This window comes from Microbacterium sp. BR1 (assembly GCF_002812725.1).
Lineage (GTDB): Bacteria > Actinomycetota > Actinomycetes > Actinomycetales > Microbacteriaceae > Microbacterium.
In genome coordinates this window covers 62,714-86,946 of record NZ_NMUN01000006.1, presented here as the reverse complement: position 1 = coordinate 86,946, position 24,233 = coordinate 62,714, and the positions used below count along the sequence as shown (strand labels likewise).

The window sequence follows — 24,233 nt, the reverse complement described above, 5'->3', positions numbered from 1 at the left end:
AAGCGACGGGTTATGCGGACTGCGCGTTGCGTGCGTACACGATCGCGCGAGTCAGTCGGATGATTTCGCCCGCATCCTTCTTCTCCTCAGCGTTCTTCAGCTGAGCTTCGAGGGACTGGACGGTCGGGCCCGTGGGAGCGACGTCACCTGAACGCGCGGGGGGCTGCTTGAGTGCGGCGTTCGCCTGGAGCGCCTTGGTGATGACGGACTTGATGTCCGCCTCCTGCGTCGGGTCTACCGATGCGAGGGAGGTCTTGAATGCCGGGTCGGCGAGGAGCGCGGTCAGGTTCGCGCCGAGGCTGGTGCCGTGGATCGCGACCTGTGCGATGCGCTGAGCGTCAACCGCGGCGGTCTGTGCGGCGGTGAGCGCCTGATCCTTCTCCGCGATCGTGGCCGACAGTTTCGCGGGGTCCGTTTCGGGTTCCTTCTCCCCGGTGAGGAGCTTCGCGAACTGTGCGAGCGTGTCCTTCTGCGCCTTCTCCGCAGCAGCCTGGATCGCGGCGTCCGTCTTCGTCTGCCGTTCGGCAGCTTCCGTGCGGAGGTTCTCGATCAGCTTCCACGCCTTGTCCGGATCGAACTTCGACGGGTCATCACCCCACGGCGGGGCAGCGGGCGCGGGAGGTGCCGCAGGATCGGGCGCTGGCGGGGCCGGGGGTGCCGGCGGGACGGGAGGAGTGGGGTTCGGATCGGTCATGGTCTTCTTCTTCCCCCGGGCCTGCCGGGATCGGTGATTCCCACACCCTGCGTGTAGGAAGTTTGGGCCGCGCCGCCGAAGCGCAGGGTCAACAGCGGCGCGGGGACTATGGGGCGGGGGACTGGGAGCGAGGGAAGTCGCCACCAGGCCCCCGCATTCGGGTGCAGGTGCATCTCCACGCCTGAGAAAGGAGCAGGCGATTATGGGAGGCCTTCGCGGGACAAGTTCCGCGTTGACACCCGAGCTCAGTTCAGGCGGCGATCCTCGATACGCGGTACTTCTCGTACCCGCACGCCCGGTTCAACCACATGAGGTCTTCGAACGACCATGCCGCGTGCGACCGTTTCCACGGGGCGTGAGCGTGATCACGGAACTCGACCGTGAGGATCATCATTGGTCAGGCGGATGGGCCGGTGGCGAATATGCCGCGGTTAGCGCGCATCTGCACGTCTTCGAGCGCGGTGAGCGCGAGGGACTTGTTGCGGCCAGCGGGCACGAGAGCCTCGATGTGCGACGCGAGGTGGATGACCGCGACGGTGATCTGAGCGACAGCGGCGCGCTGCTCGTCTGTCGGCGGCTTCCCTGTTGCAGCAGCCATGAAGCGCTGTTCGAGGATGGTGGGTTCGGGCGTGGACTCTGCCATGCTGACCTCCGGTGTTCGTTCGCCCAGCCGAGTGCTGGGACGTCTATCGGCCGTCCGCGAATCCGAGTTGTTCGCGGTACGAGGATCGGTTGCGGCCGGTGCGTTCGATGAACGCCCGCATCTCGGCTTGCGCTTCACGCACATCCGCTTTGGCGCGGCGTCCGGACATGTCGTCCATCGCGGACACCTCACGGCGTTTCGCGGCCCGAATGTCACGCTCGAGGCGCCGCTGTTCGGCACGTTCCTTCTCCGCAGCCTCGTCGTACGTAGTGTCCTCTTGCGGGACCGTGAGGCCGGGCATGAAGGGCACGAGACGGCACCTGCAGTTCGGGTGATTCCAGCCCGACGCGCGAGCCTCGTCGACCGTGCCGGACACTTCCACGGTCACAGCTCCCGTGCCGGTCTGTCGCGGCAGCAACCGGGGCCCGGCGGGTGTTCCGTCCGTGGAGAGGATCTTCCCCGCCCACGCGGCGCACCGTGCACACGAGTCGAGCCCGCGGACCACAGTGACGAGGTGGATTCCGGCTTGACCCATCCGCCACGTCCCGGCGTCGTTGAACGCCCGATTCACTGAGGTACGTCCGGCCATTTCCGCGTAGGCGCCGACAGTCCAACGCCGGTTCGAACGATCCACGAACCCGGTGATGCCTTCCGCGAGGAACCGTTGCACCGTCGCCGCTTGCTGCACACGTGACGTCGTCACACCGAGCAGAGTCGACGGCGAGTAGAGCGACACAACCCGCTGATAGGCGTCCTGCGGGTACCGGGTGATCCGCTGATTCAGGATCTCCAGGCGAGACTCGAGCGACAGTGCGACCAGTGTTGCGGCCTGTGTCGCCGTACCGGTCAACGTGAGCGCCGACACCGCCGTCTGACCACCGAGCATCGGCAACGCGATTGCGGGGGCGGCTTGACGTGCCGCGAACCCGAGTTGCGCGGCCGCGGCAGCTTCACCCTCACGTGCAGCGACATCGACGAGACGTTGCGCGAGATCCGCGGCCTTGAGTCGATCAACCATCGCGACCGCTTGGCCCTGCAGTTCCCGGATAGCAACCGCCCGGTGTGCGGACAGTTCAGCGAGAATCCGGTTCTGCCGGCGCCGTTCCGTGAGGGTGAGCCCGCCGAACGTGCGATCGGGGAGCTCATTCGCGAGTTCCATGTCCCGGCGGGCACGGGCGGCGACCTGACGGATCAGTTCGTCTTCCACATCCCTGTACCGGGACGCGAGCTCGAGAGACAGGGCTTCGACGAGTTCCTCAACGGAGCCACGGTCAGGGTTCGGAACGAACACAGCCACGGGTTCCCCCGATCAGTTGTTGGACCGGTAGAACCGGACATGCTCCCGGTCGTCAGCTTCCATCGCATCCTGGTCGGCACAGTCCGCCGCATAGCCCGGTGAAGGCCACAACCGTCCACACGCGCACGGGAACAGGACCGGCTTTTCGACGTCCATCAGTCGCCTCTCGACAACGCCCAACCGATGACGACCCGCCACACTTTCAGGACCGTTACGGTCACGATGATCCCGGACGTGAAGCCGAGCAAGACACGCATCAGACGCCAGTGAAACCGGCAGGGTCCGGGGCTGGTGTGCCCATCTCCTGCATGATCAGTTCCACTTCCGCGTCGATCTCCGTCTCATCCCAATCGGAATGCAGAGTGCGGACGATCTCCTTGCGGGAAGCCGCGCGAGCCGCATCCAACAACTGCGCGGTCCGAGCGAGTTTCTCCGGGTCAGCCTGCGACACCGGCGCGAACACCACATCAGGCATGTTCGTGAGGTCACCGAGCTCACCAGACCGGAACACGGCCTTATCGATCTCCAACGCCGCGAGCGACCAGCGTGCGAGGGCACCCTTCGCGTACAACGCCTTCTTGTCCCGGGTGCGCTCACTGTCGGACAGGTCCGCGACGATCTCCGTCGCCGTCTGCCCACCCCGCGCGTCATCCAACCCGAGGTGTGATTCGGAGTATCCGACAGCGGACGCGATCTCCCGCTTCAACGCCTTGATCACACCCAGGTGTTCCTCGACACGGATCGCGAACTGCACGATCGACATGGGCCCGTTACCGTCAGCAGCTTTCCCGAGGGAACCGCTCACCGGGGTGAACACTTGCCGGTACACGTCGAAGTTCGCGCCCTCGCCGGGCTTGCCGGACATCTCGAGCATCTCCTCCGGGACGACGAGGCGGCCTTGCCCGTTGTCCACGTCCCGCATGAGCGACGACCACGCCAGGTCGACCTTGTCGAGCTCGTCCTGAATCCCGTCCAAGTCGGAACGTCCCAGGTCCGCGAGGACACCCAGTTTCCGCCAATCGCGGACGGGGGAAGCGTTCTTCAAATACGTGACCGCGAGCCGGTCAGTTCCTGTGCCGATCGCAACAGTCTGCGGGAGCGCGCCTTCGGGAACATCCAGGTCAGCCGCGGTGCGCAGCTTCGCGTAATGCGCTGTCTCCGGACGCTCCTCGATCTGCACCGCCGTGCCCAGTGTGCGGATCGTGCCGCGGAACAGGGTGTACTCGATCACACCGGGCTTGTGCTCCTCGACGAGACGGAACACTTCATTGCCGTCGTGGTACTCAGACCACAGCTTCACACCATGCAGACGCCCGTGACGGAATGTCGGGATCGCACAGTCCGCGGCGTATGCCTTCGGGAACACATGCTCAGCAACGTCCGCGTCCCACGCGACCGCCAAGTACGAACCACCAAGCGCGGCCGAGTACTCGCCAGCGAGCAACAGTTCAGCGTGCGCCTCATCGGAGGAGATCAGCTTGTCGAGGCGGGCCTGTGCGGGGTGAACCCACCGCTTCCGATCCTTCCTCAACTCACCCTCAGCGACAGGTGCGTCATCGGGGCGGCGGAACAACACCTGCGGCGCCTCACCGAACAACAGATCCGCCGACAACGTGCACAAGTCAGCCGCGAGGGGCAAGTGCATGCGCATGCGCTTCTCGTCCGGGATCACCGGTTGCCCGATGAACATCTTCGACAAAGACCCGAGCACACCGCCCCGGTACGAACGCCCGGAGATCGTGTGCGTCGGTGCAGCTGCCGCAGTGGTTCCGGAGTAGATCTCCGCAAGCGTCGTCGCGTCACCGCTGTACCATGCGTCGAGCTCCCGGAACCGGGCGAACGCGATATCAAACGGGGCGGGCGGGAACTGGTCGGAGGTGTCTACCACAAGAACCCCCTACAGAAGTCAGATGCGTGGATTCGTGGGCGTCTTGCGCTTCTGGAACCGTGTGAGTCTCGATATGTGCTGATGCCAGACGCCATATTCGGCGGCGAGAGCCCGCTGACTGACCCCACCCGCTGCATAGCGCGTCCGGATCTCAGCTACTTGAGCGTCTGTGAGCTTCGCGGACCCCGCACGTTCGCCGTTCGCGACCCGTAGCCGATCCAAGGCGTCATGCGAGTTGTCAGAATCGGCGCCCAGCACTAGGTGGGCGGGGTTGATGCACGGCGGGTTATCGCAGCGGTGCCGAACGATTACTCGCCCATCCGGGATGGGACCGACCCATTCGATGTATGCCGCGCGATGCGCAAGCAGATTCTTGACCGGTCCGGGTTGAGATGTCCACCCATAGCCATCCGCGTTTCGACGCCCCTTCCACTCCCAGCAGAAGCCGAGCTCGGGACGACGGACGATCAATGTCCAACCAGTGAACGCTAGGCGCTCAGCTAGCGTTGCGTTCGGCGACACCTGCGTGAGCTTGAGCGGATCGCCGTGGCGGACGTAGCGCGTGTAGTGCATCGGGCACCACCCGCGCTGGAAGGAGCGTTTCTCGCAGCCTTCGATGGAACAGGTAGCATCGGGCATATCGACTCCAACCAGTCGGTCATGCCCCCGGGGGATTGCCGTCCTCGCGGGGGTCCTACATGCCTACGGTACCGTGCACCCCCGACATTCACGCGGCGAGCTTGATGTAGCGGCGCCAAATGTTCTCAGTCGTGGTGACCCCGTAACGGCCACCGTCGAGCGAGTGGTCGGCGATCTTGATCGGCTTGTCCACGCCCTTGGCGGTTTCCTTCGGGTCCCAGACGTAGCCGGGTGCTTCCTTGATGAAGCCGGGGCACCCGCGATTCGGGTTCGCTTCGGTCGGTCGGGCGACGAGCAGCGAACCCGATGCGATCAGTGACGCGAGCAGGCGGATGCCGTATAGCACGTCGTTGTCCGCGTCGGTTGAGGTGACACCGTGTGTCTTCCGCAACTCGACCTTGAAGGACGCCGCGGACGGGTCAACGATCGTGTAGCGGGGAGTCAGTTTCGTTTGTGTCGACGCGGGCAGGTGACGGTCGTTGAGCCACAGCATGAAGTCGCGGGCGAGTTCGGAGTCTGTGAGTTTCTGCTGCTCGAGGCGGGAGTCGTGACGGAACTCGTCAACGAAGAACAGGCGGGGTGTAGGGCGGCCGAGACTGTCGATCTCGGCAGACACGCCGAGGATGAGCGCGGCGGTCGGGTTCGTTGTGCCGTAGTCGAGACTCACGGAGATTAGTTCACGCATCTCGGGAAGGTCATCCCACGCGATGGTGTGCTTCTCCGGATCCCACATGTCGAACACGGCGCCCTCGGCGGCAACCCACAGGCCCTGGACGAACCGTTTGAACCAGAGCCCGGTGAACTCCGACTTGATCTGGTTCTTGTATTCCTCAGACAGGGCAGGGTTGTCATCCAGCTGGAAATGCCAGGACCGCCACCCGACGAGACCACCAGTCGCGATCCGGTCGAGGAACTTGACCTTCAACCAGTGCGCCGGGGAATCCGGGTTCGTGGTGCCGAACAGCTTCGCACCGGGAGGGGACATGCGTCCGAGGAGTTGGGTGAAGAACTCTTCCGGGATGACCGTGACCTCATCGACGTACGCCAACGCGACGGTCAGACCACGGAGCACCTTCTCGGCCTTCGCATCCGACGCACCCAACACATGCACCGTGCGGCCGAGGACGCGGCCCGTGGGTGCGCCGGCCGTGTAGTGCACAAGCCGCGCGAGGGGACCGAACAGGCTCGGAGTCATGAGCGGTTCGAACACGTTCCGGTACGCCGAGTCCCGGGTGCGGGCGATCACCACGATCACACCACCACGAGCGAACAACACCGCCATCAGGAACCGCAGCAGGCTGACGATCGTCTTACCCGACCGGATCGCACCCTCGAAGATGTTGACGCGAACCTTCGACTCGCGCAGAGACCGCATCTGCTGCGGGCCCAGAACATCCGACTTCTCGGTGTCGTCGACGTCACTCATCTTCGTGCAACCCAAGCTCGAGGATCAGGTTCATCAACATCGACTCAGCCTCAGCAACACCCTCGTCGTCATCGTCATGGATTAGCTCGCGGGCATCCTTCATCGCCAACGACGCCGCGCGGTGCAGGTTCAGAATGTCGCCAGTCGGCGCACGGTCCAGAGTGTGCTCCGTGTACACGTTGTCCTTGCCGCCGATGTTGAACGTCAAGAACGGCTGATCGATTGCGACGATGTGATCCGCGGCCTTCGCCATCAGCTCATCGATGAGTTCCAGGCGCCGAACCTTGAGGTCATGCTGACGTGCAGCCGTCGCAGACGCGGTCTGATTCGCGCGATCGAAGCTGAGTTCTTCCTCCGCAGCGATCCGTGACACAGACGACGGGGCGATGCTCAACTCGCGGGCGATCGCGTTCCGGGGCATGCCTGACTTGATGAGCTCAATCGCGCGCATGCGTACGTTGGCTTCGACCGGGCGACCTCGTGCCATGGTTCACCTCGATCGTGTGCCGCCTGGGCACTGTCACGGGAAGGCTGGGGCCTTGGGGATGGTCGTGTTCAGAAACGACGAAGCCCCCGACAACCGCGTTTTACGCATGGTTGTGGGGGGACATCGCCAACAGTATCACGCAACGAATGACAACGGTGTGATTATCGGGGGTGGGTTCTCCGTACTGCGTTGATGGCACCTGAGACGGCGCAGTAGTCCTGTGGTCGTCCGTCGATCTTCCAGTACCGGTCGCCGTGCTGTACGGGGTCGTAGACCTCTCCGGGTGCGTATTCGATGACGTGGCCGCTTGGTGGGTGGATGGCGCGGACGACCATGGGTGCATCCCAGTGGCAGAAGATCAAGCCGCCGCCAGGGTTGGGTTCTTCTCCGCGGGTGTTCTCGACGGAGTCGGTGCGGTAGGCGCAGTCTTCGCATGCTTTCCGCCGCACGCTTACGGGGCCCTCTTGGAGTGGCTGTTGTGGTCCGGCGAGTTCGACGACCCAGCAGTCGCATCGGTCACCGCCCGAGTACACGGCGGACCCGCAGCACGGCACTTCTTGATCTTCGGGGGCGACACCGAATGTCAGGGTCATAGCCCGTTCCATCGCATGATGGCCCCGGCCGTGAACAGGACGGGTGCGGCAATGGCGAGGACCCGGAACACGGTGACCCACCGGGTGCGTTGCTGTTCGGACTTCCACCCGTTCATGCTGTGCTCGCTTTCGTTTCGGGCTCGTCGATCTGCCACCGCAGGGCCCGCAACGCGTGACCACCCAGCCACACCATGTCGCATGCCCTGCACATGCCGCGTGCGTGGCGGAGGACGTCATCTTCGGGGCCTTCCCGATATTCGACGCGGACGGGGTGCCGGTACACGGTGCCGTCCGCGTCAGTCCATGTGTCGGCGCCGCAGGTGGGGCACGCGGTGGTGATTTCCATGACCCGGGCGGGGTTCACGATCCCACGGATGGTGCGTGCCCATGCTTCGAGTTGTGCGATGTGCCAGGTGTCGTCCAGGTCGTGGTGGGCGAGTCTCGCGACGTACCATGCGCGCAGGTTCCCGGCCGGGTGTTTCTTCGTCGCCACCCCTCCGAGGCGACACCATTCGCGGATCGCGTTCTCGATGAGCACGAACTGGTACAGGGCGTCCGCGTTGAGCAGGGATCTGGTGGATGATGTGGATGCGTTGCCGCCGGCGGTGCCGTCCATCACCCCACGGATCGCAGCCTCGAGCTGATCCAGCAACGATTCGTGATGCACCGGGGTAGCGATGGTCTTCTCCACCCCGTCCACGGTGATCCACTGCACGACTTTCGTTTGGGTGGGTTTCGTGAGTGCGTCTACCGCGTCGAGCAGATATTCGGTCATGGGGTTACCTCCGGAACAGAAGGGGCGGGCGGGGTGGGGGCGGGAAAAGCGGCTACGCATGCTCGGATTGCGGCGAGCATGTCGTCCCATGCGTCCTCGATGTCGTAGCGCACGTCCTCACGGATCATGTGCTTCGGGATGTCGATCTCGCCGTCCTTCACGAACGCGGTCAGGTCTTCCGATCTGAGCACGCGACCCCATGTGCGCGCCTCGTCGGCGTACACGCTGACGTCGAAAGGCTTCACGTTGTGGGGGCCGTCCTTGCCTGCCATGACGACGAATGTTCCGTTGATACGTCCGTGCTGGTAGGTGAACAGTCGCCAGAAGCGGCTCATGTCGTGCGCTTGCTCGCTCATCTCGTACCGTCCTCACGGGTTGCCAGTAGTTCGGATTCCCCCGCACGCACCACGGCGAGGATCACCGGGCCGTCGAGAACCCGCCCACACGAAAGGCACTCCAACCGCCTGCCACCCGGCATGTAGTTGATCTCGTCGCCGAAGATGCCGCGCAGGTTCGTGTGCGGGCAGTGACGCCGCTCCCGCCGGTTCATCGCTCAACCTCTGTGGGTTTGGGTGACCGCTGGGCGATGCGTTCGCGTAGTCTGCGGGTCGATTCGCGCCGCACACGGTCGGCTAGCTTGTGTACGTTCGCGAACTGCACTGTGTATGCCAGGCCGTGGCGGCGGATCGCGGATGCATCGCTGAGCACGGAGTAACGCGCCCACGCGACCCCATATCGGAATGCCCACACGACATCGTCGGGGTGCATGGACTTCGGTACTCGCAGTGCGATCGGCTCACTCATGACCTACCCCCGTTGTCTTTGGGTGACCGTGAAGCCTCCACCGCTTCGAGAGCAGCGCGGGCGATATCCCTGTACTCGCCTTGGTCGCGTTCGTTCAGCCGATTCGACCAGTTCTCGGCAAGTGATTCAGGCGTCGCTTTCTGTCGCCTATCGCACTGCTCCTCCGCGAATATCGCGCGCGCTGCCACTTCCACGTCGGCGTCGGTGATGGGTTGGGGTTCTGTGGTCGCTTCACGAGAAGGCCGGAACCGAGCGACGAACCGATCCCGGAAGTCCTCAAGCAAGGATGGCGAGTTCGTGTCTTCGATGTTCCATGCGTCGAGTAGGTCGTTTGCGAAGTCCCAGAGCGCTTCGTCGGTGATCTCTTCGCGTTCGTCGGGTGCGGTCGGGCTAACACCACCAGCCGGGCGAAAGTCTCGCTTGGCGTTCCACTCGCCCCCACCTTCGGGTGTCCACGCGCTCTGCTCGGTCATGGGTTCTCTCCGTTCTTCGGTCGGACATCAGGGGACGGGGTGGGTAGATGTCTGGGCATCGCGTTCACTTCCCGTACCAAAGCTGGTAGGGCTCGACCGCGACGAATGCGCCGTGCGCGCCGTCCAGATGACCCCACTGCTCGTTGTAGACGCGTGACCCTTTCTTGGTCTGCACCTCGTTCCACGGGTGCTTTGGGTCCCAGGGTGTTGCGTCGAGCCACTGCTGCACGAGCGCGACCGACGCTTCGAGGTTCAACGGGGCGGGCGTCAGGGTCACGTCTTTGTCGTTCCCGACGTACCAGTAGAGAATCAGGCGCGGCGGTTCGTCCTGCCGTGCCTGCACACGCCATCCCTTCACGGTGCGGTTGTCCACAAACGCCAAGGCGAGCGCGGTCGTGAGGTCGGCCCCTGAGACGTCGAAGCGGTAGTTGTCGGCCATCACTCGCCCCCGCCCATTTCGCGTGTGGCTTCGGGGTTGTCCTGCGCCTCCCACTCAGCAAACGCTTCGTCGGGAGGGGCGCCGTCTGCATAAACTCCCCGCGACTTGTCCCATTCGCCATGACGTTCCTGAATCTCGCGTCGCGACCGAGTCCCCCGAGGCTCGGGGTTGTCCTGCGGGACAGGAACAGCGCTCGGGACATCCACGACGCGCGGACCGCACCAGCACGAGCCGCCATCCGTGTCATGCAAACCAGCCAGAACGTCATCTGCACGGACCACGGCCGGATCGGGCGATCCGCCGTCCTGCGTCTCCTGCAAGATGTAGCCGCCCAGTTCCTTCCGCGCGGCCTCGATCCGTGCGTCCCGGTCATCGAGAGCAGCCTCAAGCGACGCCGATCGTTGCTCCTCCTCGAAGTGGTGCAACTCCCGCGAATGCATCTCGCGAATAGCGGCGTCCTTCTCAGCTCGGAGTGTGGTGATCTCGTCCAACAGGGCCGGGAGCGCGTTCACCGCCGCAACGATCAGGAGCGCATCCGTCGTCGGACGCACATGCCGCCCCGACGACTCCTCAATGCGGATCGGTTCCCAACCCATGCCATAGAGGCGGACCTGTGCGCCTGGCACGAATGGCTGCGGATCTCCCGCCATCCATGGTCCGGGTGTTGCTTTCTCGGCTAGTGCCCGCAACCCCACAACATCGTTATCGATCATGACGAACCCCCTCGTGATCCGACCCTTCGAGTGCGTCGCGAAGGCGATGCTGGATGTACCCGTACGTCAACACCGTCCCGTCTGCGCGCGCCTGGTCTAGATCGCCAATCAACAACCGGACATAAGCGCGGAGGTGGTTGAGTTCAGCTTCAGAACGGGGTGTCGTCTCCATAGCTCCCACCCCCCGGAGTCGCCCACGGTTCCTCAACGGCAGACTGCGCGGCGTGCTGTCCCCGGTCGGCGCTTGCGGCACGCGTGACCTGAGCGGTCGCGTAACGCAGTGAGGGGCCGATCTCGTCGACCTCGAGTTCGATCGAGGTGCGCTTCTCGCCCTCACGCGTCTCGTACGAACGCTGCTTGAGACGGCCGGTCGCGATGACCCGCATGCCCTTCGTCAGCGAACCCGCGACGTGCTCACCGAGCTCACCCCACGCGCTGAACCGGAGGAACAGGGCTTCGCCGTCTTTCCACTCGTTCGACGCACGGTCAAAAGTCCGCGGGGTGCTGGCGATGGTGCCGTTCGCGACAGGCTTCCCGGACTGGGTGTAACGGAGTTCCGCGTCCGCAGTCAGGTTGCCGACAACGGTCAGAATGGTCTCGCCGGCCATCAGAGCGCTGCCTCGAAAGAATCGGACTTGATACTGACGCGGCTGTGCCCCAAGCGGGGTGCGCCACGACCTTCGGTGACTTTCGCCCACCCGGAACCGTCACGGTCGTCGAGATAGTCGATACCACCGCCGAAGTTCACGCCGTCGAGCACCACTTCGACAACGGGGATTCGCTGGCCGACGATGTCTGCCGCCCAGTACATCGGGAACTCCGGTGCGTCGTCGACAATGGCGGTTCCGCGACGTGCCTGAGTGGGTATTCCGTTCCAGAACGTTTCAGTGGTCATGCTGTTCTCCTCTGTTTGTTCGCGGGGATTCCCGCTGCTCTGCGTGTTCGTGCGACATACGCGCGGTCTTGGCCGGTCTCTTCGCAGATCCGTTGGTCGGGTAGGCCCGCGCGGGCGAGTTGGATCACGCGGGCTTGCAACGTCTCCGGTGCGAGCAATGGGCGGAGTGCGGCGACGATGATGTCGGACACGGAGACGCCTCGGTCGTCGGCGGCGGTTGCGAGACGTCCCCAAACATGTGTCGGGATCGTGAGGGAAACACCTTTATCCACAGGGGCCGGTGCATCAGGAAGCTGAGATTTTGTTCCTTGGTCTTGGAGACGTGCCGTTCCGTACGTACCGTACGTACCGTTACGTACCGTGGCATTCGGCATCGCATGCTCCGCACGCATGCCCGGCGCATATGCTCGGGCATTGCTCAACGCATCACCCATTGCCCCACCTCGCGTTCGCTGCGGCGCGAGCTCGCTCGGATCTCGCCGCGGCCATCGTCTCGACCGTCTCTCTCGTGGGTTGGTGTTCGTCGTACCCCTTGACACGCCATCCGCCTTCGAATGTCTCGAAGAATCCCCCGTCGACAAGGAGCCGGGCGATCGTGGGATTCCCGTGAATACGCGCCAGAACGGCTTTCTTGATCAGTCCGTCCGTTGCGTGGCGCCCGCTGTACTCGATCGCGAACTTCCACACCGCGATCGCAGCAAGTCCTCGCTGCCCGTGCTCGTCGATGAACTCGACGACCTTGGGGTGATCGTGTGTGTCGGTGTCCATGCGGACCCACGGCAATCCGTTAGCCATCAGCGGGACCTCTTTTGCATGATGTTTTCCTCTGCTTCGAGCTCCGCACGGTGCTCTTGGTGTGCCGTTGTGGTCTTGGAGCAGGCCCCGAATCGGTCGAGAATGTTCGCGCGTTGACCACAAACGACGCACTCGGGGGCCGAAGATTGCGATTCTGTGATGCGTTCGAGCACGATTTGGACGGCTGCGCGGTCTAGATCGGTCGGGTTGTACTCAGGGATCTCGCTCACGATTCGGCCTCCGGTTCGTCGAAGTCGCCGCGTTCGACACGCATCCGCAACCCCTCGTAGATGGCTTTCGCGATCGGTGGCTTCACCTTCTCGGCGCGGGCACGGAGCCATGCGGCCAGGGCGTTGTTGTCGGCCATCAGCGGTCTCCTCGCATCATGTCTTCGACGCGCGTGCGTTCATTTGCGGAGATCAGGTAGAACCGTTCGCCCTCGACCGTTTCGATTGGGGTTTCCTTGCATCGGGCGAGGGTTTTCTCGTTGGTGGAGTCCTTCGCGACGATCAGTCCGCGTCGGATCAGGGGGGTTCGCTCGAGGGGATGCAGGTGGGTCTTGCGTCCGTTGCAGAGCCCGCATGCGGCGATCAGTGCGGCACCGTGGTTCAGGACCAGGGAGCCGCCGTGGCCTCGGTCAGCACGGTGGTCTGCGGTGGATGCTTCGCCCATGCATCCGGGGAGCACGAGCAGGCAGAAGCCGCCGTCGCGTTCGATGACGTCACGGACAAGACCCTTCGGCATCGTCTTCACTCGGGACTTCATGACTCGTCCCCCTTCGGGTGGCATGTGCAGCCCGAAGCGGCGCCAGAGTGACCCAGCGGAGTCCAGCAGCATGCCCGCTTGCATCGGCCCGGTGTGGGTTCGTGAGCGACAGTGGGAGGCGTAGCGATCATGCTGCGTCCCCGTCCCAGTCACCGAACATCGACGGCTGCAAAGGCTTCCTGATCCGAGCGAGGATCAACGGCAGGTGATCCGCCTCCGCCTCGATCAGGTCGCACTCCATGCCCTCGAGCAACGCCGCTTCACCCGTCGTCCCGGACCCCGCGTACAAATCGAGTACCCGGCCTCCCGGTCGGGTGACCAGTCGGACCAGCCAGCGCATCAACGCGAGCGGCTTCACCGTCGCATGGACAGTGCCCTCGACATTCGGGCGCTCGCTCGTCGGCGCCTTCGCCTCGTAACGGAACGTCGGGAAGAACCTCGATGCACCGCCGCTGTCGCCGTATCCGCGCTCACCCTCGGCTGCCCCGTGTGAACCGAGGATGCCCGCGTCCTTCGGTGCTCGCGCGTGGTGCGCCGCGAGCTTCCCGCTCGTCAGGACGCCGGTCTGCTCGTCGAGCGCGTCAGCCTGCGAATCGTCCAGAACTACGTTCGTCGGCCATCGCCCGAGGGATTCTGCCTTCGCAACGTTCGCCCGAACACGCTCGGCGTGAGCAGCGACTTCGTCGGCGTCCTTCATCCAGGGCCGATCCCAGCCGTCGGACTTCGTCGCCAGACCCGCGCCAGACTCCGCTCCGCCACCGAGCTTGTCGTCCGTAGCAATCCGGGTCGCGTCGATGTTCAGGGCGCCCGTGCCGTACACGAGCACGTTCGCTGCGACGGTCCCACGGAAGGGCTTTCGCGCGACGACGATGGGCTCGAAGGCTGGCTTCAGCGCGGTGCCCCAGCCCTCCCACTGCCGCGCTTCCTCAGTCGCGGGGCACGTTACGTCCGACCAGACACCGGAGCCGGCGGTCAGACCTGACTCGCCGCGGTCAATCCGGCTTTCCTCGTTCGACTTCACCCACTTGTCGGAGGGTTCGCGGTTCAGGATGCGGTTGCGTTTCCCGACTACTTCTCGCTCGGCACCGGCGGCCTTGTCGATTGCTTTCGAGACATCCATCGACTTCGGGAATCCTGAGCCGTAAAGCCATGCGATTGAGTCGCGCATCTCAAACCCGGCGTCCTCGATCGCGACGGCCATACGGTGCCAGGTGCGTGAACCTCCGAACGCGAGCAGGTGCCCGCCCGGTTTCAGCACGCGCAGGCACTCCTGCCACACGTCTACGTCGTACGCAATGCCGGATGAGTCCCACCCCTTGCCCATGAACCCGAGCTCGTACGGCGGGTCCGTCACGATCGAGTCGAACGTTCCGTCGGCGAACGTCGGCAGGATCTCCATGTTCATCCCGTGCCAGAGCCGCAGGCCTGCGTCCTCGTAGTGGAGAGTCATATCAGGTCTCCCAACATCTCTGCGGCCCATAGCTGCATCCACGTGTCCCCGTGAGCGGCGCACATCATCTCCACCGCAAGCTCCGACGTGATACGGATGCGGCGGGTGCCTTCGAACCGGTACCAGGCGTGTTCGTGGGGGTAGAAGACGGGCACGTTGGAGGGGTTCTGCCAGCGTCGGATCTTGTGACCCCAGACGATCGCACGGGTCTGGTTTTCGGCCTCGCAGGACTGGTTGCACAGCAAGCAGAGGGTGAGTCCGCCGACGACCGTGGGTTGACTCTTCGACCCGCCCATACCTGTCGATGCACGGTGCTGATACGTCAAACCATCCACGTCGCGACACGAGACACACTGTTTCCCGTCGCGCTCGTAGACAGAACGGCGAACCTGAATCGTCGGGGCGCTCATCCCGCCACCTCCGCGAATACGAGATCCCACGCGTCACGCTCACCGGGCGCCGCCAACAGCGCGCCGAGGATCGCCTGCGCCATCAACGGCGGCACGGCGTTCCCGATCTGCAAGAACTGCTTCGTCTTCGAGCCCCGCCAGACAAAATCGGACGGGAACGACTGCAACGTGGCAGCCTCATCGACCGTGAGTTTCAAGGCGGTGCCGGACTGCTCACCGTGGCCGTGATGTTCACGCGCGGTGATCTCGCCTTTGCCAGCTACCGTCGTTGCGGGCTGATCCGCCCACTTCCAGTTCCGCGCCTGACCGGTGACGGTCTGCGCCGGGGAATCCGACCGCCGCGACTGTCGCTTCTTGCGCCCCCCGGAGAGTTGCGAATCGTTGTTTCCGATCAACCACCGCACGTCGTTGAGGTGCTCCCCGAAATGCACTGTCGGGGCGGGCTCGTCGACTGACCGGACCGCGGCGTTTGCCTGAGTACCGTTCACGATCCAGTCGCCGCGGCGCTGCGCCTTGAGCATCGTCTCGCGGGCGTTCGTGGGGAAAGGTTCGTAGCCGCCGGTCGCAGCGCCGCCGCTCGTGACGGTCAGTGAAGGACGTGCGGTCATGCCCCATCCGAGCGCTTCGGCCATCGATACCCACTTCTGAACGCCCGGGTCCAACCGTGTTGGGTTGGTCGAGTAGAACCGGGAATGCGTCGGGGTGGGCGGGGTCACCTTGCCGTCGAGGCGCGCCATGAGGATCGCCCGCTTCCGTGTCTGCGGGACGCCGTACATCTCGGCCGACAGGATGCCCGTCCACACCGAGTAGCCGAGCGTGCGAAGGACCGCGCCGATCGCATGCCACACCGGCAACACCTCGGGAACCTGCTCGAGCGCCACCAACCGGGGACGATGCGCCCACACCGACGCGAGCGGGGTGAGAACCAGCGCCGTCCGCGGGTCCAGCATCTTCGTGAGCTCGAACAGTCGGGCGGGGTCGGTGAATCGGCGATCGTCGATCGCCTGCAACACATCGCCGAGTGCATCGCGCCCCTCGCCGTTCCCGGCCATGCTGAACGTCTGGCACGGCGGCGAATCGATCTTGAGGTCGTGAGGCGGCACCATCCACGGGCTGAACAACCCCGACCACGCATCCCGGTAGATCGTCCGGAATCCGTTCGCCGAGCGCGTGCGGATCGCAGCGGGCATGATCTCGTTGCCGTACTCGAGGATGTTGAGCCGACGGCACGCGAGCGACCAACCGCCAGCACCCGAGAACCCGTCGACCGCGACGATGCGGGGCGTCATGATGCGCGCCATTCGGTGAGGCGTTCCAACGGGAACCGGTTATCCCACTCCGCGGTCATGCTGCACATCCGATGCAGAAACCCATACCGTCGATGAATAGTGACGCCGTACCGCAGAGGATGCAGTGTGCACGGTTCTGCGGGTGTCGGTTGCCGCACTTGTCGCAGTCGATGATCGGGATGCCGGTCTGCGTTGTCTCGGGGCTCATGGCTTCTCTGCTCGTCTGCGTGCTTTGGCGACACCAGCGGGGAGCCCCACGGCGATGACCCCACCGAGGATCAGCAGGACACCGATTGCGGCGAGCCACCACCAGAGTTCCCCGCCCGTCTCAGGCAGGATGTCCATGGGGATGTAGGTCAGGTCGTGGGGGAACGCACACGACGGGGCGTTGTACACGTCGGCGAGTTCCGGGCATGTTGCCGGTTGCGGAACAATCACCGTTCCATCCGGCAACCCGGGTACGTCAAACTTGGTGGGCATTTCGTTCCTTCACAGGGGTTCGGGATGTTTGATGGGTGGGGGTGGTCTTGTTGGCGCAAGACCACCCCCGGTTCAAGGGGCTACGGTTCGGTCGAATGGCGCATCGTCGGGATCACGACAGGCTCCCGCCAAAGAAGTAATGACGATCACGAAGGGGCTCCATCTCGGGGTCAAAAACCGGGTTGTGGACCGGGCATAAGTCGCGCACGAACTGGCCCATCGTTTCCGCGTGCCACTTTTCACGCTCCTCGGGCGAGCAGTGATTACGTCGCTTGCGTTCACATCCGTCCACATCGCAGACGATGATGCCGCCGGGGTGATCCGGGTAGTTCGTCATGCGTCGGTCCCCCATTCGTCGTCATCCGGCGCCCCACCCGTCAACAAGCGGGCAAGAGACTCCGTTGACATCAGGACATATTGAGCGGCCGGGTCCGTGGTGCCGCGTTTCTTGAACACCACCACCCCAACCAGCGCGTCATCATTCGCAGCCTCGAGCTCCGCCTCCTCCAACCATCCGGACAGGTCGTGGCGGGCGGAGTCCTTCAACTCCAGGACGATCCGGCCACCGAGCGCGGCACGAACCTGACCGATATCGCCCCGATCCAGACGCCCGTTACGGGTTCGGCGGTCGATGTTGTCGTTGTTGAGACGCACCTTCAACCAGTCCGCTATGAGACGCTCAAACTTCGTGCCCGCCTCACGGGCGGTACGACGCGAACGGGTCACGATGCACCACCGCCAGCCGCGTACGCCTGACGAACGGACGCCCCAATACTCCTCAGCGCGTCCAACTCGGACGACAACGCCCGCCACTGCTTCTCCGCATACCGGTGAGCAGCATCCGCATCATCCCGAGCCTCACGCTGCGCGATCGTCTCCAACTCGGCCGCGTACCGCTTCTCGTGTGCGGGACCACCGAACGCCATGTAGGCCCGTGCGAAAGCGACATCCAAGGTGTGTTCGGCTTGCAGGAATGCTCGGTACCGTTCGGAGACCACGGACACACCTTTTGCGATGCGTTGCGACGCTTCACGGATCGCGGCCTCGATCTGCACAGGGTTGAGTGGCTCGCTCATGAGAGTTCCAACTTTCGGGCCGTGAACGCCGCCTGAACCTCAGGCGTGAACCACTCGTGCGCGGTCTCGTCGTAGTACTCCTGCAAGCCCTGCACGGACGCGATGCCTTGCAGGAAGTCCTGCCAGCCCTCGGGCGGTTGCGGCCCCGCATCGGCGGGCGCATCAGGCTTCCCCTGCGCGTCAGAGAACTCGGATAGATCACCCTTGTGCCACAGGTCGAGTGCGGCACCAAATCTCATCCCGGCGTTGCGGAGAGCATCACCGATCGCCTCTTTCACGGCGTTTCCGCCGGACTTGCCCTGAGCGTCGCCGTAACCGAGGCGTGACACACCGCAGACGGTGAGCCGAATCCACAACCCGCCGTTGCCATCCAGCGCGGGCAGACCCTTGTCGTCAAACCCGAGCGGCTCCCACGACCACTCCGGGTCAGCCTCAAGGAGACGCTTCGTCAGCGCCGCATGGCCCACATAGTCGAGGTGGATTGCTCGCGCGTGATACCCGCCGCAGTACTTCCCATCGGCCGACACTGATGAACCCGGCTTGCACGCTTGCCGGTTCTTGTCATCCTTCGAAAGTTGCTTCGGCAACAGACCGATGTCCGTCTGCGGTCAAGTCCTGGGACGTGGTGTATCGGTGATCGTGTGATCCCTCGTGTCGAGGTCAGGCTGTGAGGGCCCGAAGGTCGGGTTCGATCACCTCCTCTGTGGTGGGTTCGCCGACGCGGCGTGCGGCGGCGAGGGCGTCGAGGCCGAGGTAGCGGCGTTGCTCGGCCCACTCGTCGTGTTGCTCGGCGAGGACGGCGCCGACGAGCCGGATGATCGCGTCGCGGTTCGGGAAGATGCCCACGACGTCGGTGCGGCGGCGGATCTCCCGGTTGAGGCGTTCGTTCGGATTGTTGGACCAGATCTGCCGCCAGATGCTCTTCGGGAACGCGGTGAACGCGAGGATCTCCTCACGTGCGGCCTCGAGGTGCTCGAACGACCTGGGGAGCTTGTGCTCGAGCGCGTCCAGGACGCGGTCGAACTGGGCGTGCACGGACTCCGCGTCGGGCTGGTCGAAAACCGTGCCCAGCAGGGTCTTCACCCATGGCCACGAGGACTTTGGGGTCACGCTCATCAGGTTCGCCGCGTAGTGGGTTCTGCACCTCTGCCAGGACCCGCCGACGGTCGCGCCGATCGCTGCGACCAGACCTGCGTGTGCGTCGGACGTGACGAGCTTCACGCCGGTCAGGCCTCTCGCGACGAGGTCGCGCCAGAACGTCAGCCAGCCGGCGCCGTCTTCGGTCGAGTTGACTTGCAGACCGAGGATCTCGCGGTAGCCGTCGGCGTTCACGCCGGTCGCGACCAGCACCGCGACCTTCACGACCCGGCCGCCCTCGCGGACCTTCATGGTGAGCGCGTCGGCGGCGACGAACGAGTACGGGCCGGCGTCCAACGGCCGGGTGCGGAACGCGGTCACCTGCTCGTCAAGGTCGCGCGCCATCTCCGACACCTGCGACTTCGACAGCCCGGTGATCCCGAGGGTCTTCACCAGGTCATCCATCCGACGGGTGGACACGCCGAGGAGGTAGCTGGTCGCGACCACGGTGGTCAGTGCGGCCTCCGCGCGGCGGCGGCGTTCCAGCAGCCACTCCGGGAAGTAGGTGCCCTGCCGGAGCTTGGGGATCTTCACGTCGATGGTCCCGGCGCGGGTGTCGAAGTCGCGGTGGCGGTAACCGTTGCGACGGTTCACCCTGTCGTCGCTGATCGTGCCGTAAGCGGCGCCGCAGATCTGGTCCGCGTCCGCGGATAGCAGCTGGTTGATGAACGTGCCGAGCATCTCCCGCAGCAGATCGGGAGACGCCTGCGCGAGGTGGTCTTCGAGGAAGCGGGCAGGGTCGATATCGTGGGGTGAGACGGTCATCGTCGGGGTCCTTTCGAGATGGATGTGAAGAGTTCTCTCGAAGGATCACGCGGTGACCGTCGCTACGTCCGCAGCGACACGGTCACCCGATCCGTACACCACCTTGCCGGACGCCACCCCGTCTGCTCGAAGGGTTCACGCAGCTTCTCGATACTCATCACGCACCTCCAACATCAGGTCAGCCACATGGGCAAGGTCAGAAATCATTGCTTCGTCGCGTTCGATCCACACCGAGCGGGGCTCGAACCATGCGAGCCGGAACCATCCGCCATCCACGACGCGCTGGTTCCACAAGAAGAGGCACCGTTCCGCTCCGGTGACGTGCAGCTGGAACTGCACTTGTCGGCGGTATCGGATCGGGATCTTCTTCTGGTTCGTCTCCGCGCCGTCCCACGGGTCACCGGGCGCCTTGCACTCACCGATGAGGGCGTGGTCAAGCGAAAGCCCGTCAGGTGTTGCGCGGTGTAGTGGGTTTGCCCCGGCGATCACCCAATCGACTGGCAAGATGCCGTGCGACTGGTGCGCGTACTGCATCATGGCGGCTTCTGAATCGGTGCCGAACTGCATGTACCCGTTCACCTCGACAGGTTCGGGGTGCATCCATGCGTCTATCGCTTTCGCACGGTCTTGTTTCGCTGCCACCTCGGCTACAGCAGTTGCCGTAACACCGAATCGGCGGGCCCGTAGCCACTCGGATTCGCTGATGTGTTTAGCGGCTAGGAATCTGTCGGCGGTGATCATCCTTCGACCTCCGCGATTCTCTCCGTGACATCCACAGGACGTGCAAGTTCGCGCGCCGGGGGTTCAGCGATGTGCGCGATCCCGAGCGTGACGAGCCCACGCACCACCTGAATGAACGTGAACCCACCGGACGTGTGAACCTCAGCGAGCTCGAGCTCCGCGATGTCGAGCACCTGTTGTTTCGTCTGCACGAACGCGGACAAATGCAGCGGGGCGGTTGGGACCATCCGCGAGTCGGTGACGATCGGGTAGTCCTCGATGAAGTCCGCGATCGCGTGTAACCCGTTCACAATCTGCGTGTTGCTCATCAGTGCTCTCCCATACGGTCGGGTGCCGTCGATCTACCAACGGGCTGGTTGCATTCGTGACAGCAGCCACGAATCGGGATCGTGTCGGCCTGACACCACTCACACCAGGCACGTTCAGCGCATTCGGTGCAGCCCTCGCAGGTGTCGAGGTGCTCAGCGATATCCGTGTTGTCCGGGACCGCGACGTCAGGGCGGAGGAAGGGGTGGCCCCAGTCGTGGGACTCTCCATCTCGTCCGCACCGATCGCACTCATCGAGCCCAGGTCCTGCATCCCGGGCAATGAGTTCAGCTAGCCCGGGACTAGCGGCCGCGAGACTCGCGGCCAGTTCGTCGCGGGCGTTCATGCTGGTCCTCCGTAGATCGCGGCAGCAGCCAAACCAACCAGCAGGGCCGTCACGATCGCGGTGCACCACAGTTCCGGGACATTCCAACGGAGACGCGTTCTCGGGGCGCTCACGACGCATCCTCGGGGTAAATACGGTGACCGTCAGTTATCTGCTCGTCATCGGTGGGGCGGAACCGCGTACCGTTCGACCCGATGAATCGGTCCTCACCAATCACGAAGTCGTGTACGACCAGGAACGGCCCCGTATCTCCGTTTGCCGTGAGCACCCACACCTCGCCGACCTTCGCGTCGTGCCCTGCGGGCTCCGGTTCCGGGTGAGCATCGAAGAACGCCATTGCCGCCAAAATCCCGAGGCCGTCCGGGTGACTGAGAGCTCCGGAGGGACGCTGGCCCTCTTGCCACGTCCCCGAAGCGCCGGTGCGCTCCAGAAGAACGCGCGCATATCGGAACCCGTCTGCGTCCAGCCCGAGCGGGTAGACGACGTAGTCGGGGTTCTCGGGCCAGCGCCACCGTCCGAGGCGTTCGTCCTCCTCATGACGGAAGAACTCACGCAACGCAACCTCCACAGCCGGGGAAACGTTGCCGTACGGCTCCCGCCCCGCAAGTTGTGACCGAAGTTTGTCAAGATGGATCGGGTCGCCGGAAAGATGCAGGCCAGCGCCGTTCGGCACTCGCTGCACTGCGACCCCGTTACTTGCGGTGAATCCGTCCGACTCCGGTACGATCTCTTTGAGCGTCATTACCGCTCCTTCCGTTTGGTTGTTGGTTTCGCACTCGTTCACAGCGGGTGCGTTTCCTTTTGGTTTGTGTTGGTGGCGGCAGTCCCCACTGCCCCGCCAACCGTGCTGGTCCGGTGAGCTACACGGCTCCAGCGGTCAGGCGGCGTCCTTCCACCACGAACCGAGCGAGTTTGTGCCGCGAAGACCGCGGTTGTACGCCTCAGTGATCGCCGCGGCAACACACGTCGGCACGGGCTGACCGAACTGCTCGCGGATCAACTGCGCCCGGTTCAAGAGACCCTTGATTCCGCCGTTGTAGGCGTTGAGCTTCTTGATCAGTTGCTCCTCCGCCAGGCGCCCCTCGAACCGGCCACGGAATAGGGCAACGCCCGAGATGATGACGGACTCGAACCCGCGGTCGCCGAACGCTTCACGGATGACGAACAGCGCGCCCACCAGACCGCGCGGGCCGTACTTGTTGTAGGTCGAGGTCAACGCAGTTACGGCCGAGATCGCCCCGTGCCCTTGCGCCTTCGCGACCTTCAGGCCAAGCGAGCGGACGATGCGGTCCACGTCGGACTCGAGCGGTCTCTTCGCCTCGACGCTGAGTCGGAACCTGTCATATGCCGAGACCGCGAGTACTTCGTTGTGCTGGAGGAACTTCTCAGCCTCCTGCTCCTCGGTGAGGTCGAAGTAGCACCACGCTTCGATCTCCCAGTCCTCGAAGCCCTCACCCCAGTACGCCTTCAGCGCGTTGAATCGGTGCTGGCCGTCGATGATCCAGTAGTACCCGTCACGATGGGAGACGGTGAGGGTGCCCAACCGTTCCATGTCGAGCGAGTCGACGATCTTGTTCACCCGCGACTGGTTCAGGTCACGTTGCGCGGTCGGTGAAACCCTGAGGTCACCGAGCCGCACCGTGCGGATGCGTGCTTCACGCTTGATCTTCTTCGCCACCGTCAACGGCGTCACGTTCTCTGCTGCCTCACCCATTGCTGATCTCCTTCAGTCGGGACTTCATGCGGTTGATTGCACGGAGCGGTTCGGCGAGTCGTTGCAGCCACTCGTCCGCCTTCTCCGGGCTAATGTCCTCGAACTCGACGAGTTCGAGAGCGCTCTGGTTGACCTCGATGGACGTCACGAGACGTTCCATCACGTCGAGGCCGTTGATTCGTTTCGTCTTTCCCATGACCTTGTCGGCGGGGAACTCGATGCCGCGGCGGGCGCCTTCAGCACGGACGTGCTTCTCGGTCATCCCCACGCGCTGTGCGATCTGCGGCGACGTCAGACGCTGAGTGGCAAGGTCAGCTACCGTCTGCCACTTCGCGGCCTGAGCCTCACTGTGCGTCGGCAACGCCTTGAGCTTCCGGGTCACGTTCGACCGGGAAAGGTTTCCCTCTTCCTTCGCCTCGCCCATGACGTCCTCGAACTGTTCGTCAGATACGTCATCCGTCATCGCGTAGATATCCGTCAGCTCGTCCTTGTGAGCAAAATCAGTCGTCAGAGCGACATCTCGGTCATGGCGAGATGTCGCTCCTGGCGGGATGCTGCCCCCCTGGCCCCGCTTCGCGATCTCGCCCGCGTCCTGCCCCTTGCGGATCGCGACCCCAAGGCCTCGCTCAGCGCGGCGGACCATCTCGGTCGCCTCAAGCTGGATGCCCTCGGAAAGCTTCTTCTGTTTTGCGGCCTCGGCCACCGTCGCAAAGAACGCTTTGATGTCCGATACCTCGCGCGCCGGGTTCGTCGCCTCAAGCGCGCGCTCCAGCCACTGCTTGGACTGGTCGAGCATCATCGTCAGCGCGAGTTCCTGCTGATCCTTCGGTAGCGCGTCAAGCATCGCCACATCCGCAGACGCGGTAGAATCAGCGAACTGATCTCCATCAGTCCCGACCCCGGCGTGTTGCAGCACGACCGGGGTCAACTCTTGCCCCAGCGCGCTCATGCTGCACGCTCCGCGCGAGCGATGTTCTCGACCTCTGCACGACTGAGGACGTACGCACCTCGGAGTCCGGGGAGCTTAGCCAGGTGGGGGATTGCTCCACTCTCGATCTGGCGGTGGACTGTTCGAACGTCGCGGTGCAGCAGCTTCGCGGCTTCCGCTACTCCGATCATGTCTTCGTTCTTGGGCATGCGACCAAATTAGGTCGGGGAACTACGGTAGTCAAGTACCAACACTCGGAGATTTG

At 64.1% G+C, this 24,233-nt stretch carries 36 protein-coding genes; all 36 read right to left on the bottom strand.

Annotated features, from left to right (window positions below; all coding sequences use genetic code 11):
* Positions 1–10 precede the first annotated feature (10 nt).
* The gene (locus CGU35_RS18375; protein WP_198519578.1) at positions 11–694 is read right to left on the bottom strand and encodes a hypothetical protein; all 684 of its coding nucleotides are present in this window, start codon (positions 692–694) and stop codon (positions 11–13) included.
* A gap of 397 nt (positions 695–1,091) precedes the next feature.
* On the bottom strand, positions 1,092–1,337 hold the full coding sequence (locus tag CGU35_RS11745) for an Acb2/Tad1 domain-containing protein (protein ID WP_100811779.1): 246 nt from the start codon (positions 1,335–1,337) through the stop codon (positions 1,092–1,094).
* A gap of 43 nt (positions 1,338–1,380) precedes the next feature.
* Positions 1,381–2,634 carry a phage minor capsid protein gene (locus CGU35_RS11740; protein WP_100811778.1) on the bottom strand — a complete coding sequence of 418 codons (1,254 nt, stop codon included), beginning with the start codon at positions 2,632–2,634 and terminating at the stop codon, positions 1,381–1,383.
* Positions 2,635–2,890: 256 nt separating this feature from the next.
* Complete coding sequence (locus CGU35_RS11735) at positions 2,891–4,522, bottom strand: phage portal protein (RefSeq protein WP_100811777.1); 1,632 nt, start codon at positions 4,520–4,522, stop codon at positions 2,891–2,893.
* 18 nt (positions 4,523–4,540) lie between these two features.
* Positions 4,541–5,095 (bottom strand): HNH endonuclease, encoded by a 555-nt coding sequence (locus CGU35_RS18820; protein ID WP_442923051.1) that lies wholly within the window; start codon positions 5,093–5,095, stop codon positions 4,541–4,543.
* 154 nt (positions 5,096–5,249) lie between these two features.
* A complete protein-coding gene (locus CGU35_RS11725; protein ID WP_100811775.1) occupies positions 5,250–6,587 on the bottom strand; it encodes a PBSX family phage terminase large subunit in 1,338 nt (445 codons plus the stop codon).
* Positions 6,580–7,074: a helix-turn-helix domain-containing protein gene (locus tag CGU35_RS11720; RefSeq protein ID WP_100811774.1), complete on the bottom strand. Its 495-nt coding sequence runs from the start codon at positions 7,072–7,074 to the stop codon at positions 6,580–6,582. The genes CGU35_RS11725 and CGU35_RS11720 overlap by 8 nt, the downstream gene beginning before the upstream one ends.
* 161 nt (positions 7,075–7,235) lie before the next feature.
* Complete coding sequence (locus CGU35_RS18195; protein ID WP_157813964.1) at positions 7,236–7,667, bottom strand: hypothetical protein; 432 nt, start codon at positions 7,665–7,667, stop codon at positions 7,236–7,238.
* A 112-nt stretch (positions 7,668–7,779) separates the two neighbouring features.
* On the bottom strand, positions 7,780–8,442 hold the full coding sequence (locus CGU35_RS11715) for a DUF7341 domain-containing protein (RefSeq protein ID WP_100811773.1): 663 nt from the start codon (positions 8,440–8,442) through the stop codon (positions 7,780–7,782).
* Positions 8,439–8,798 carry a hypothetical protein gene (locus CGU35_RS11710; RefSeq protein ID WP_100811772.1) on the bottom strand — a complete coding sequence of 120 codons (360 nt, stop codon included), beginning with the start codon at positions 8,796–8,798 and terminating at the stop codon, positions 8,439–8,441. The genes CGU35_RS11715 and CGU35_RS11710 overlap by 4 nt, the downstream gene beginning before the upstream one ends.
* Positions 8,795–8,992, bottom strand: a complete 198-nt coding sequence (locus CGU35_RS18190; RefSeq protein ID WP_157813963.1) for a hypothetical protein — start codon at positions 8,990–8,992, stop codon at positions 8,795–8,797. The genes CGU35_RS11710 and CGU35_RS18190 overlap by 4 nt, the downstream gene beginning before the upstream one ends.
* The gene (locus tag CGU35_RS11705; RefSeq protein WP_100811771.1) at positions 8,989–9,246 is read right to left on the bottom strand and encodes a hypothetical protein; all 258 of its coding nucleotides are present in this window, start codon (positions 9,244–9,246) and stop codon (positions 8,989–8,991) included. Before CGU35_RS11705 ends, CGU35_RS18190 begins: the two co-directional genes overlap by 4 nt.
* Positions 9,243–9,719, bottom strand: coding sequence for a hypothetical protein (locus tag CGU35_RS11700; protein WP_100811770.1), 477 nt, complete (start codon positions 9,717–9,719; stop codon positions 9,243–9,245). The genes CGU35_RS11705 and CGU35_RS11700 overlap by 4 nt, the downstream gene beginning before the upstream one ends.
* Positions 9,720–9,783: 64 nt before the next feature.
* Positions 9,784–10,158 carry a hypothetical protein gene (locus CGU35_RS11695; protein WP_100811769.1) on the bottom strand — a complete coding sequence of 125 codons (375 nt, stop codon included), beginning with the start codon at positions 10,156–10,158 and terminating at the stop codon, positions 9,784–9,786.
* Entirely contained in the window at positions 10,158–10,649 is a 492-nt protein-coding gene (locus CGU35_RS11690) for a hypothetical protein (protein ID WP_157813962.1), read from the bottom strand. Before CGU35_RS11690 ends, CGU35_RS11695 begins: the two co-directional genes overlap by 1 nt.
* Before the next feature lie 371 nt (positions 10,650–11,020).
* Positions 11,021–11,479: a single-stranded DNA-binding protein gene (locus CGU35_RS11685; RefSeq protein ID WP_100811767.1), complete on the bottom strand. Its 459-nt coding sequence runs from the start codon at positions 11,477–11,479 to the stop codon at positions 11,021–11,023.
* Positions 11,479–11,766, bottom strand: coding sequence for a hypothetical protein (locus CGU35_RS11680; RefSeq protein ID WP_100811766.1), 288 nt, complete (start codon positions 11,764–11,766; stop codon positions 11,479–11,481). The genes CGU35_RS11685 and CGU35_RS11680 overlap by 1 nt, the downstream gene beginning before the upstream one ends.
* A 426-nt stretch (positions 11,767–12,192) precedes the next feature.
* Positions 12,193–12,561, bottom strand: a complete 369-nt coding sequence (locus tag CGU35_RS11675) for a hypothetical protein (protein WP_157813961.1) — start codon at positions 12,559–12,561, stop codon at positions 12,193–12,195.
* Positions 12,561–12,791 (bottom strand): hypothetical protein, encoded by a 231-nt coding sequence (locus CGU35_RS18185; protein WP_157813960.1) that lies wholly within the window; start codon positions 12,789–12,791, stop codon positions 12,561–12,563. Before CGU35_RS18185 ends, CGU35_RS11675 begins: the two co-directional genes overlap by 1 nt.
* Entirely contained in the window at positions 12,788–12,928 is a 141-nt protein-coding gene (locus CGU35_RS18180) for a hypothetical protein (protein WP_157813959.1), read from the bottom strand. The genes CGU35_RS18185 and CGU35_RS18180 overlap by 4 nt, the downstream gene beginning before the upstream one ends.
* A complete protein-coding gene (locus CGU35_RS11670; protein ID WP_157813958.1) occupies positions 12,928–13,326 on the bottom strand; it encodes a hypothetical protein in 399 nt (132 codons plus the stop codon). The genes CGU35_RS18180 and CGU35_RS11670 overlap by 1 nt, the downstream gene beginning before the upstream one ends.
* A 127-nt stretch (positions 13,327–13,453) precedes the next feature.
* Complete coding sequence (locus tag CGU35_RS11665) at positions 13,454–14,776, bottom strand: DNA methyltransferase (protein ID WP_100811763.1); 1,323 nt, start codon at positions 14,774–14,776, stop codon at positions 13,454–13,456.
* A complete protein-coding gene (locus tag CGU35_RS11660; protein WP_157813957.1) occupies positions 14,773–15,186 on the bottom strand; it encodes a hypothetical protein in 414 nt (137 codons plus the stop codon). The genes CGU35_RS11665 and CGU35_RS11660 overlap by 4 nt, the downstream gene beginning before the upstream one ends.
* On the bottom strand, positions 15,183–16,475 hold the full coding sequence (locus CGU35_RS11655) for a DNA cytosine methyltransferase (RefSeq protein WP_100811793.1): 1,293 nt from the start codon (positions 16,473–16,475) through the stop codon (positions 15,183–15,185). The genes CGU35_RS11660 and CGU35_RS11655 overlap by 4 nt, the downstream gene beginning before the upstream one ends.
* 204 nt (positions 16,476–16,679) lie before the next feature.
* Positions 16,680–16,955 (bottom strand): LPXTG cell wall anchor domain-containing protein, encoded by a 276-nt coding sequence (locus CGU35_RS11650; RefSeq protein ID WP_157813956.1) that lies wholly within the window; start codon positions 16,953–16,955, stop codon positions 16,680–16,682.
* 112 nt (positions 16,956–17,067) lie between these two features.
* Positions 17,068–17,292 carry a hypothetical protein gene (locus CGU35_RS11645; protein ID WP_157813955.1) on the bottom strand — a complete coding sequence of 75 codons (225 nt, stop codon included), beginning with the start codon at positions 17,290–17,292 and terminating at the stop codon, positions 17,068–17,070.
* Positions 17,289–17,681, bottom strand: a complete 393-nt coding sequence (locus tag CGU35_RS11640) for a hypothetical protein (RefSeq protein ID WP_100811759.1) — start codon at positions 17,679–17,681, stop codon at positions 17,289–17,291. Before CGU35_RS11640 ends, CGU35_RS11645 begins: the two co-directional genes overlap by 4 nt.
* The gene (locus CGU35_RS11635; protein ID WP_100811758.1) at positions 17,678–18,031 is read right to left on the bottom strand and encodes a hypothetical protein; all 354 of its coding nucleotides are present in this window, start codon (positions 18,029–18,031) and stop codon (positions 17,678–17,680) included. Before CGU35_RS11635 ends, CGU35_RS11640 begins: the two co-directional genes overlap by 4 nt.
* A complete protein-coding gene (locus CGU35_RS18370) occupies positions 18,028–18,558 on the bottom strand; it encodes a hypothetical protein (RefSeq protein ID WP_198519577.1) in 531 nt (176 codons plus the stop codon). Before CGU35_RS18370 ends, CGU35_RS11635 begins: the two co-directional genes overlap by 4 nt.
* Before the next feature lie 133 nt (positions 18,559–18,691).
* Positions 18,692–19,933, bottom strand: a complete 1,242-nt coding sequence (locus CGU35_RS11625) for an IS256 family transposase (RefSeq protein WP_100809640.1) — start codon at positions 19,931–19,933, stop codon at positions 18,692–18,694.
* 135 nt (positions 19,934–20,068) lie between these two features.
* Positions 20,069–20,674: a YqaJ viral recombinase family protein gene (locus CGU35_RS11620; protein ID WP_100811757.1), complete on the bottom strand. Its 606-nt coding sequence runs from the start codon at positions 20,672–20,674 to the stop codon at positions 20,069–20,071.
* Positions 20,671–20,982: a hypothetical protein gene (locus CGU35_RS11615; protein WP_100811756.1), complete on the bottom strand. Its 312-nt coding sequence runs from the start codon at positions 20,980–20,982 to the stop codon at positions 20,671–20,673. The genes CGU35_RS11620 and CGU35_RS11615 overlap by 4 nt, the downstream gene beginning before the upstream one ends.
* Positions 20,983–21,435: 453 nt before the next feature.
* On the bottom strand, positions 21,436–22,068 hold the full coding sequence (locus CGU35_RS11610) for a hypothetical protein (protein WP_100811755.1): 633 nt from the start codon (positions 22,066–22,068) through the stop codon (positions 21,436–21,438).
* Between the two features lie 135 nt (positions 22,069–22,203).
* Positions 22,204–23,040: a DUF6551 family protein gene (locus tag CGU35_RS11605; RefSeq protein WP_100811754.1), complete on the bottom strand. Its 837-nt coding sequence runs from the start codon at positions 23,038–23,040 to the stop codon at positions 22,204–22,206.
* Complete coding sequence (locus tag CGU35_RS11600) at positions 23,033–23,989, bottom strand: hypothetical protein (RefSeq protein ID WP_100811753.1); 957 nt, start codon at positions 23,987–23,989, stop codon at positions 23,033–23,035. Before CGU35_RS11600 ends, CGU35_RS11605 begins: the two co-directional genes overlap by 8 nt.
* The gene (locus CGU35_RS11595; protein ID WP_100811752.1) at positions 23,986–24,177 is read right to left on the bottom strand and encodes a helix-turn-helix domain-containing protein; all 192 of its coding nucleotides are present in this window, start codon (positions 24,175–24,177) and stop codon (positions 23,986–23,988) included. The genes CGU35_RS11600 and CGU35_RS11595 overlap by 4 nt, the downstream gene beginning before the upstream one ends.
* Positions 24,178–24,233: the final 56 nt, after the last annotated feature.

Bases quoted from the DNA above. Each gene is read 5' to 3' on its own strand.
- CGU35_RS11695 (WP_100811769.1), bottom strand. From the start codon at position 10,158: ATGGCCGACAACTACCGCTTCGACGTCTCAGGGGCCGACCTCACGACC.
- CGU35_RS18180 (WP_157813959.1), bottom strand. From the start codon at position 12,928: ATGGCCGACAACAACGCCCTGGCCGCATGGCTCCGTGCCCGCGCCGAG.
- CGU35_RS11645 (WP_157813955.1), bottom strand. From the start codon at position 17,292: ATGACGAACTACCCGGATCACCCCGGCGGCATCATCGTCTGCGATGTG.
- CGU35_RS18375 (WP_198519578.1), bottom strand. From the start codon at position 694: ATGACCGATCCGAACCCCACTCCTCCCGTCCCGCCGGCACCCCCGGCC.
- CGU35_RS11615 (WP_100811756.1), bottom strand. From the start codon at position 20,982: ATGAGCAACACGCAGATTGTGAACGGGTTACACGCGATCGCGGACTTC.
- CGU35_RS11710 (WP_100811772.1), bottom strand. From the start codon at position 8,798: ATGAGCGAGCAAGCGCACGACATGAGCCGCTTCTGGCGACTGTTCACC.
- CGU35_RS11720 (WP_100811774.1), bottom strand. From the start codon at position 7,074: ATGGCACGAGGTCGCCCGGTCGAAGCCAACGTACGCATGCGCGCGATT.
- CGU35_RS11700 (WP_100811770.1), bottom strand. From the start codon at position 9,719: ATGACCGAGCAGAGCGCGTGGACACCCGAAGGTGGGGGCGAGTGGAAC.
- CGU35_RS11680 (WP_100811766.1), bottom strand. From the start codon at position 11,766: ATGACCACTGAAACGTTCTGGAACGGAATACCCACTCAGGCACGTCGC.
- CGU35_RS11745 (WP_100811779.1), bottom strand. From the start codon at position 1,337: ATGGCAGAGTCCACGCCCGAACCCACCATCCTCGAACAGCGCTTCATG.
- CGU35_RS11660 (WP_157813957.1), bottom strand. From the start codon at position 15,186: ATGAGCGCCCCGACGATTCAGGTTCGCCGTTCTGTCTACGAGCGCGAC.
- CGU35_RS11600 (WP_100811753.1), bottom strand. From the start codon at position 23,989: ATGAGCGCGCTGGGGCAAGAGTTGACCCCGGTCGTGCTGCAACACGCC.
- CGU35_RS11610 (WP_100811755.1), bottom strand. From the start codon at position 22,068: ATGACGCTCAAAGAGATCGTACCGGAGTCGGACGGATTCACCGCAAGT.
- CGU35_RS18195 (WP_157813964.1), bottom strand. From the start codon at position 7,667: ATGACCCTGACATTCGGTGTCGCCCCCGAAGATCAAGAAGTGCCGTGC.
- CGU35_RS11675 (WP_157813961.1), bottom strand. From the start codon at position 12,561: ATGGCTAACGGATTGCCGTGGGTCCGCATGGACACCGACACACACGAT.
- CGU35_RS11665 (WP_100811763.1), bottom strand. From the start codon at position 14,776: ATGACTCTCCACTACGAGGACGCAGGCCTGCGGCTCTGGCACGGGATG.
- CGU35_RS11595 (WP_100811752.1), bottom strand. From the start codon at position 24,177: ATGCCCAAGAACGAAGACATGATCGGAGTAGCGGAAGCCGCGAAGCTG.
- CGU35_RS11635 (WP_100811758.1), bottom strand. From the start codon at position 18,031: ATGAGCGAGCCACTCAACCCTGTGCAGATCGAGGCCGCGATCCGTGAA.
- CGU35_RS11625 (WP_100809640.1), bottom strand. From the start codon at position 19,933: ATGACCGTCTCACCCCACGATATCGACCCTGCCCGCTTCCTCGAAGAC.
- CGU35_RS11670 (WP_157813958.1), bottom strand. From the start codon at position 13,326: ATGAAGTCCCGAGTGAAGACGATGCCGAAGGGTCTTGTCCGTGACGTC.
- CGU35_RS11705 (WP_100811771.1), bottom strand. From the start codon at position 9,246: ATGAGTGAGCCGATCGCACTGCGAGTACCGAAGTCCATGCACCCCGAC.
- CGU35_RS18190 (WP_157813963.1), bottom strand. From the start codon at position 8,992: ATGAACCGGCGGGAGCGGCGTCACTGCCCGCACACGAACCTGCGCGGC.
- CGU35_RS11620 (WP_100811757.1), bottom strand. From the start codon at position 20,674: ATGATCACCGCCGACAGATTCCTAGCCGCTAAACACATCAGCGAATCC.
- CGU35_RS11685 (WP_100811767.1), bottom strand. From the start codon at position 11,479: ATGGCCGGCGAGACCATTCTGACCGTTGTCGGCAACCTGACTGCGGAC.
- CGU35_RS11725 (WP_100811775.1), bottom strand. From the start codon at position 6,587: ATGAGTGACGTCGACGACACCGAGAAGTCGGATGTTCTGGGCCCGCAG.
- CGU35_RS11650 (WP_157813956.1), bottom strand. From the start codon at position 16,955: ATGCCCACCAAGTTTGACGTACCCGGGTTGCCGGATGGAACGGTGATT.
- CGU35_RS18820 (WP_442923051.1), bottom strand. From the start codon at position 5,095: ATGCACTACACGCGCTACGTCCGCCACGGCGATCCGCTCAAGCTCACG.
- CGU35_RS11655 (WP_100811793.1), bottom strand. From the start codon at position 16,475: ATGACGCCCCGCATCGTCGCGGTCGACGGGTTCTCGGGTGCTGGCGGT.
- CGU35_RS11605 (WP_100811754.1), bottom strand. From the start codon at position 23,040: ATGGGTGAGGCAGCAGAGAACGTGACGCCGTTGACGGTGGCGAAGAAG.
- CGU35_RS11715 (WP_100811773.1), bottom strand. From the start codon at position 8,442: ATGACCGAATATCTGCTCGACGCGGTAGACGCACTCACGAAACCCACC.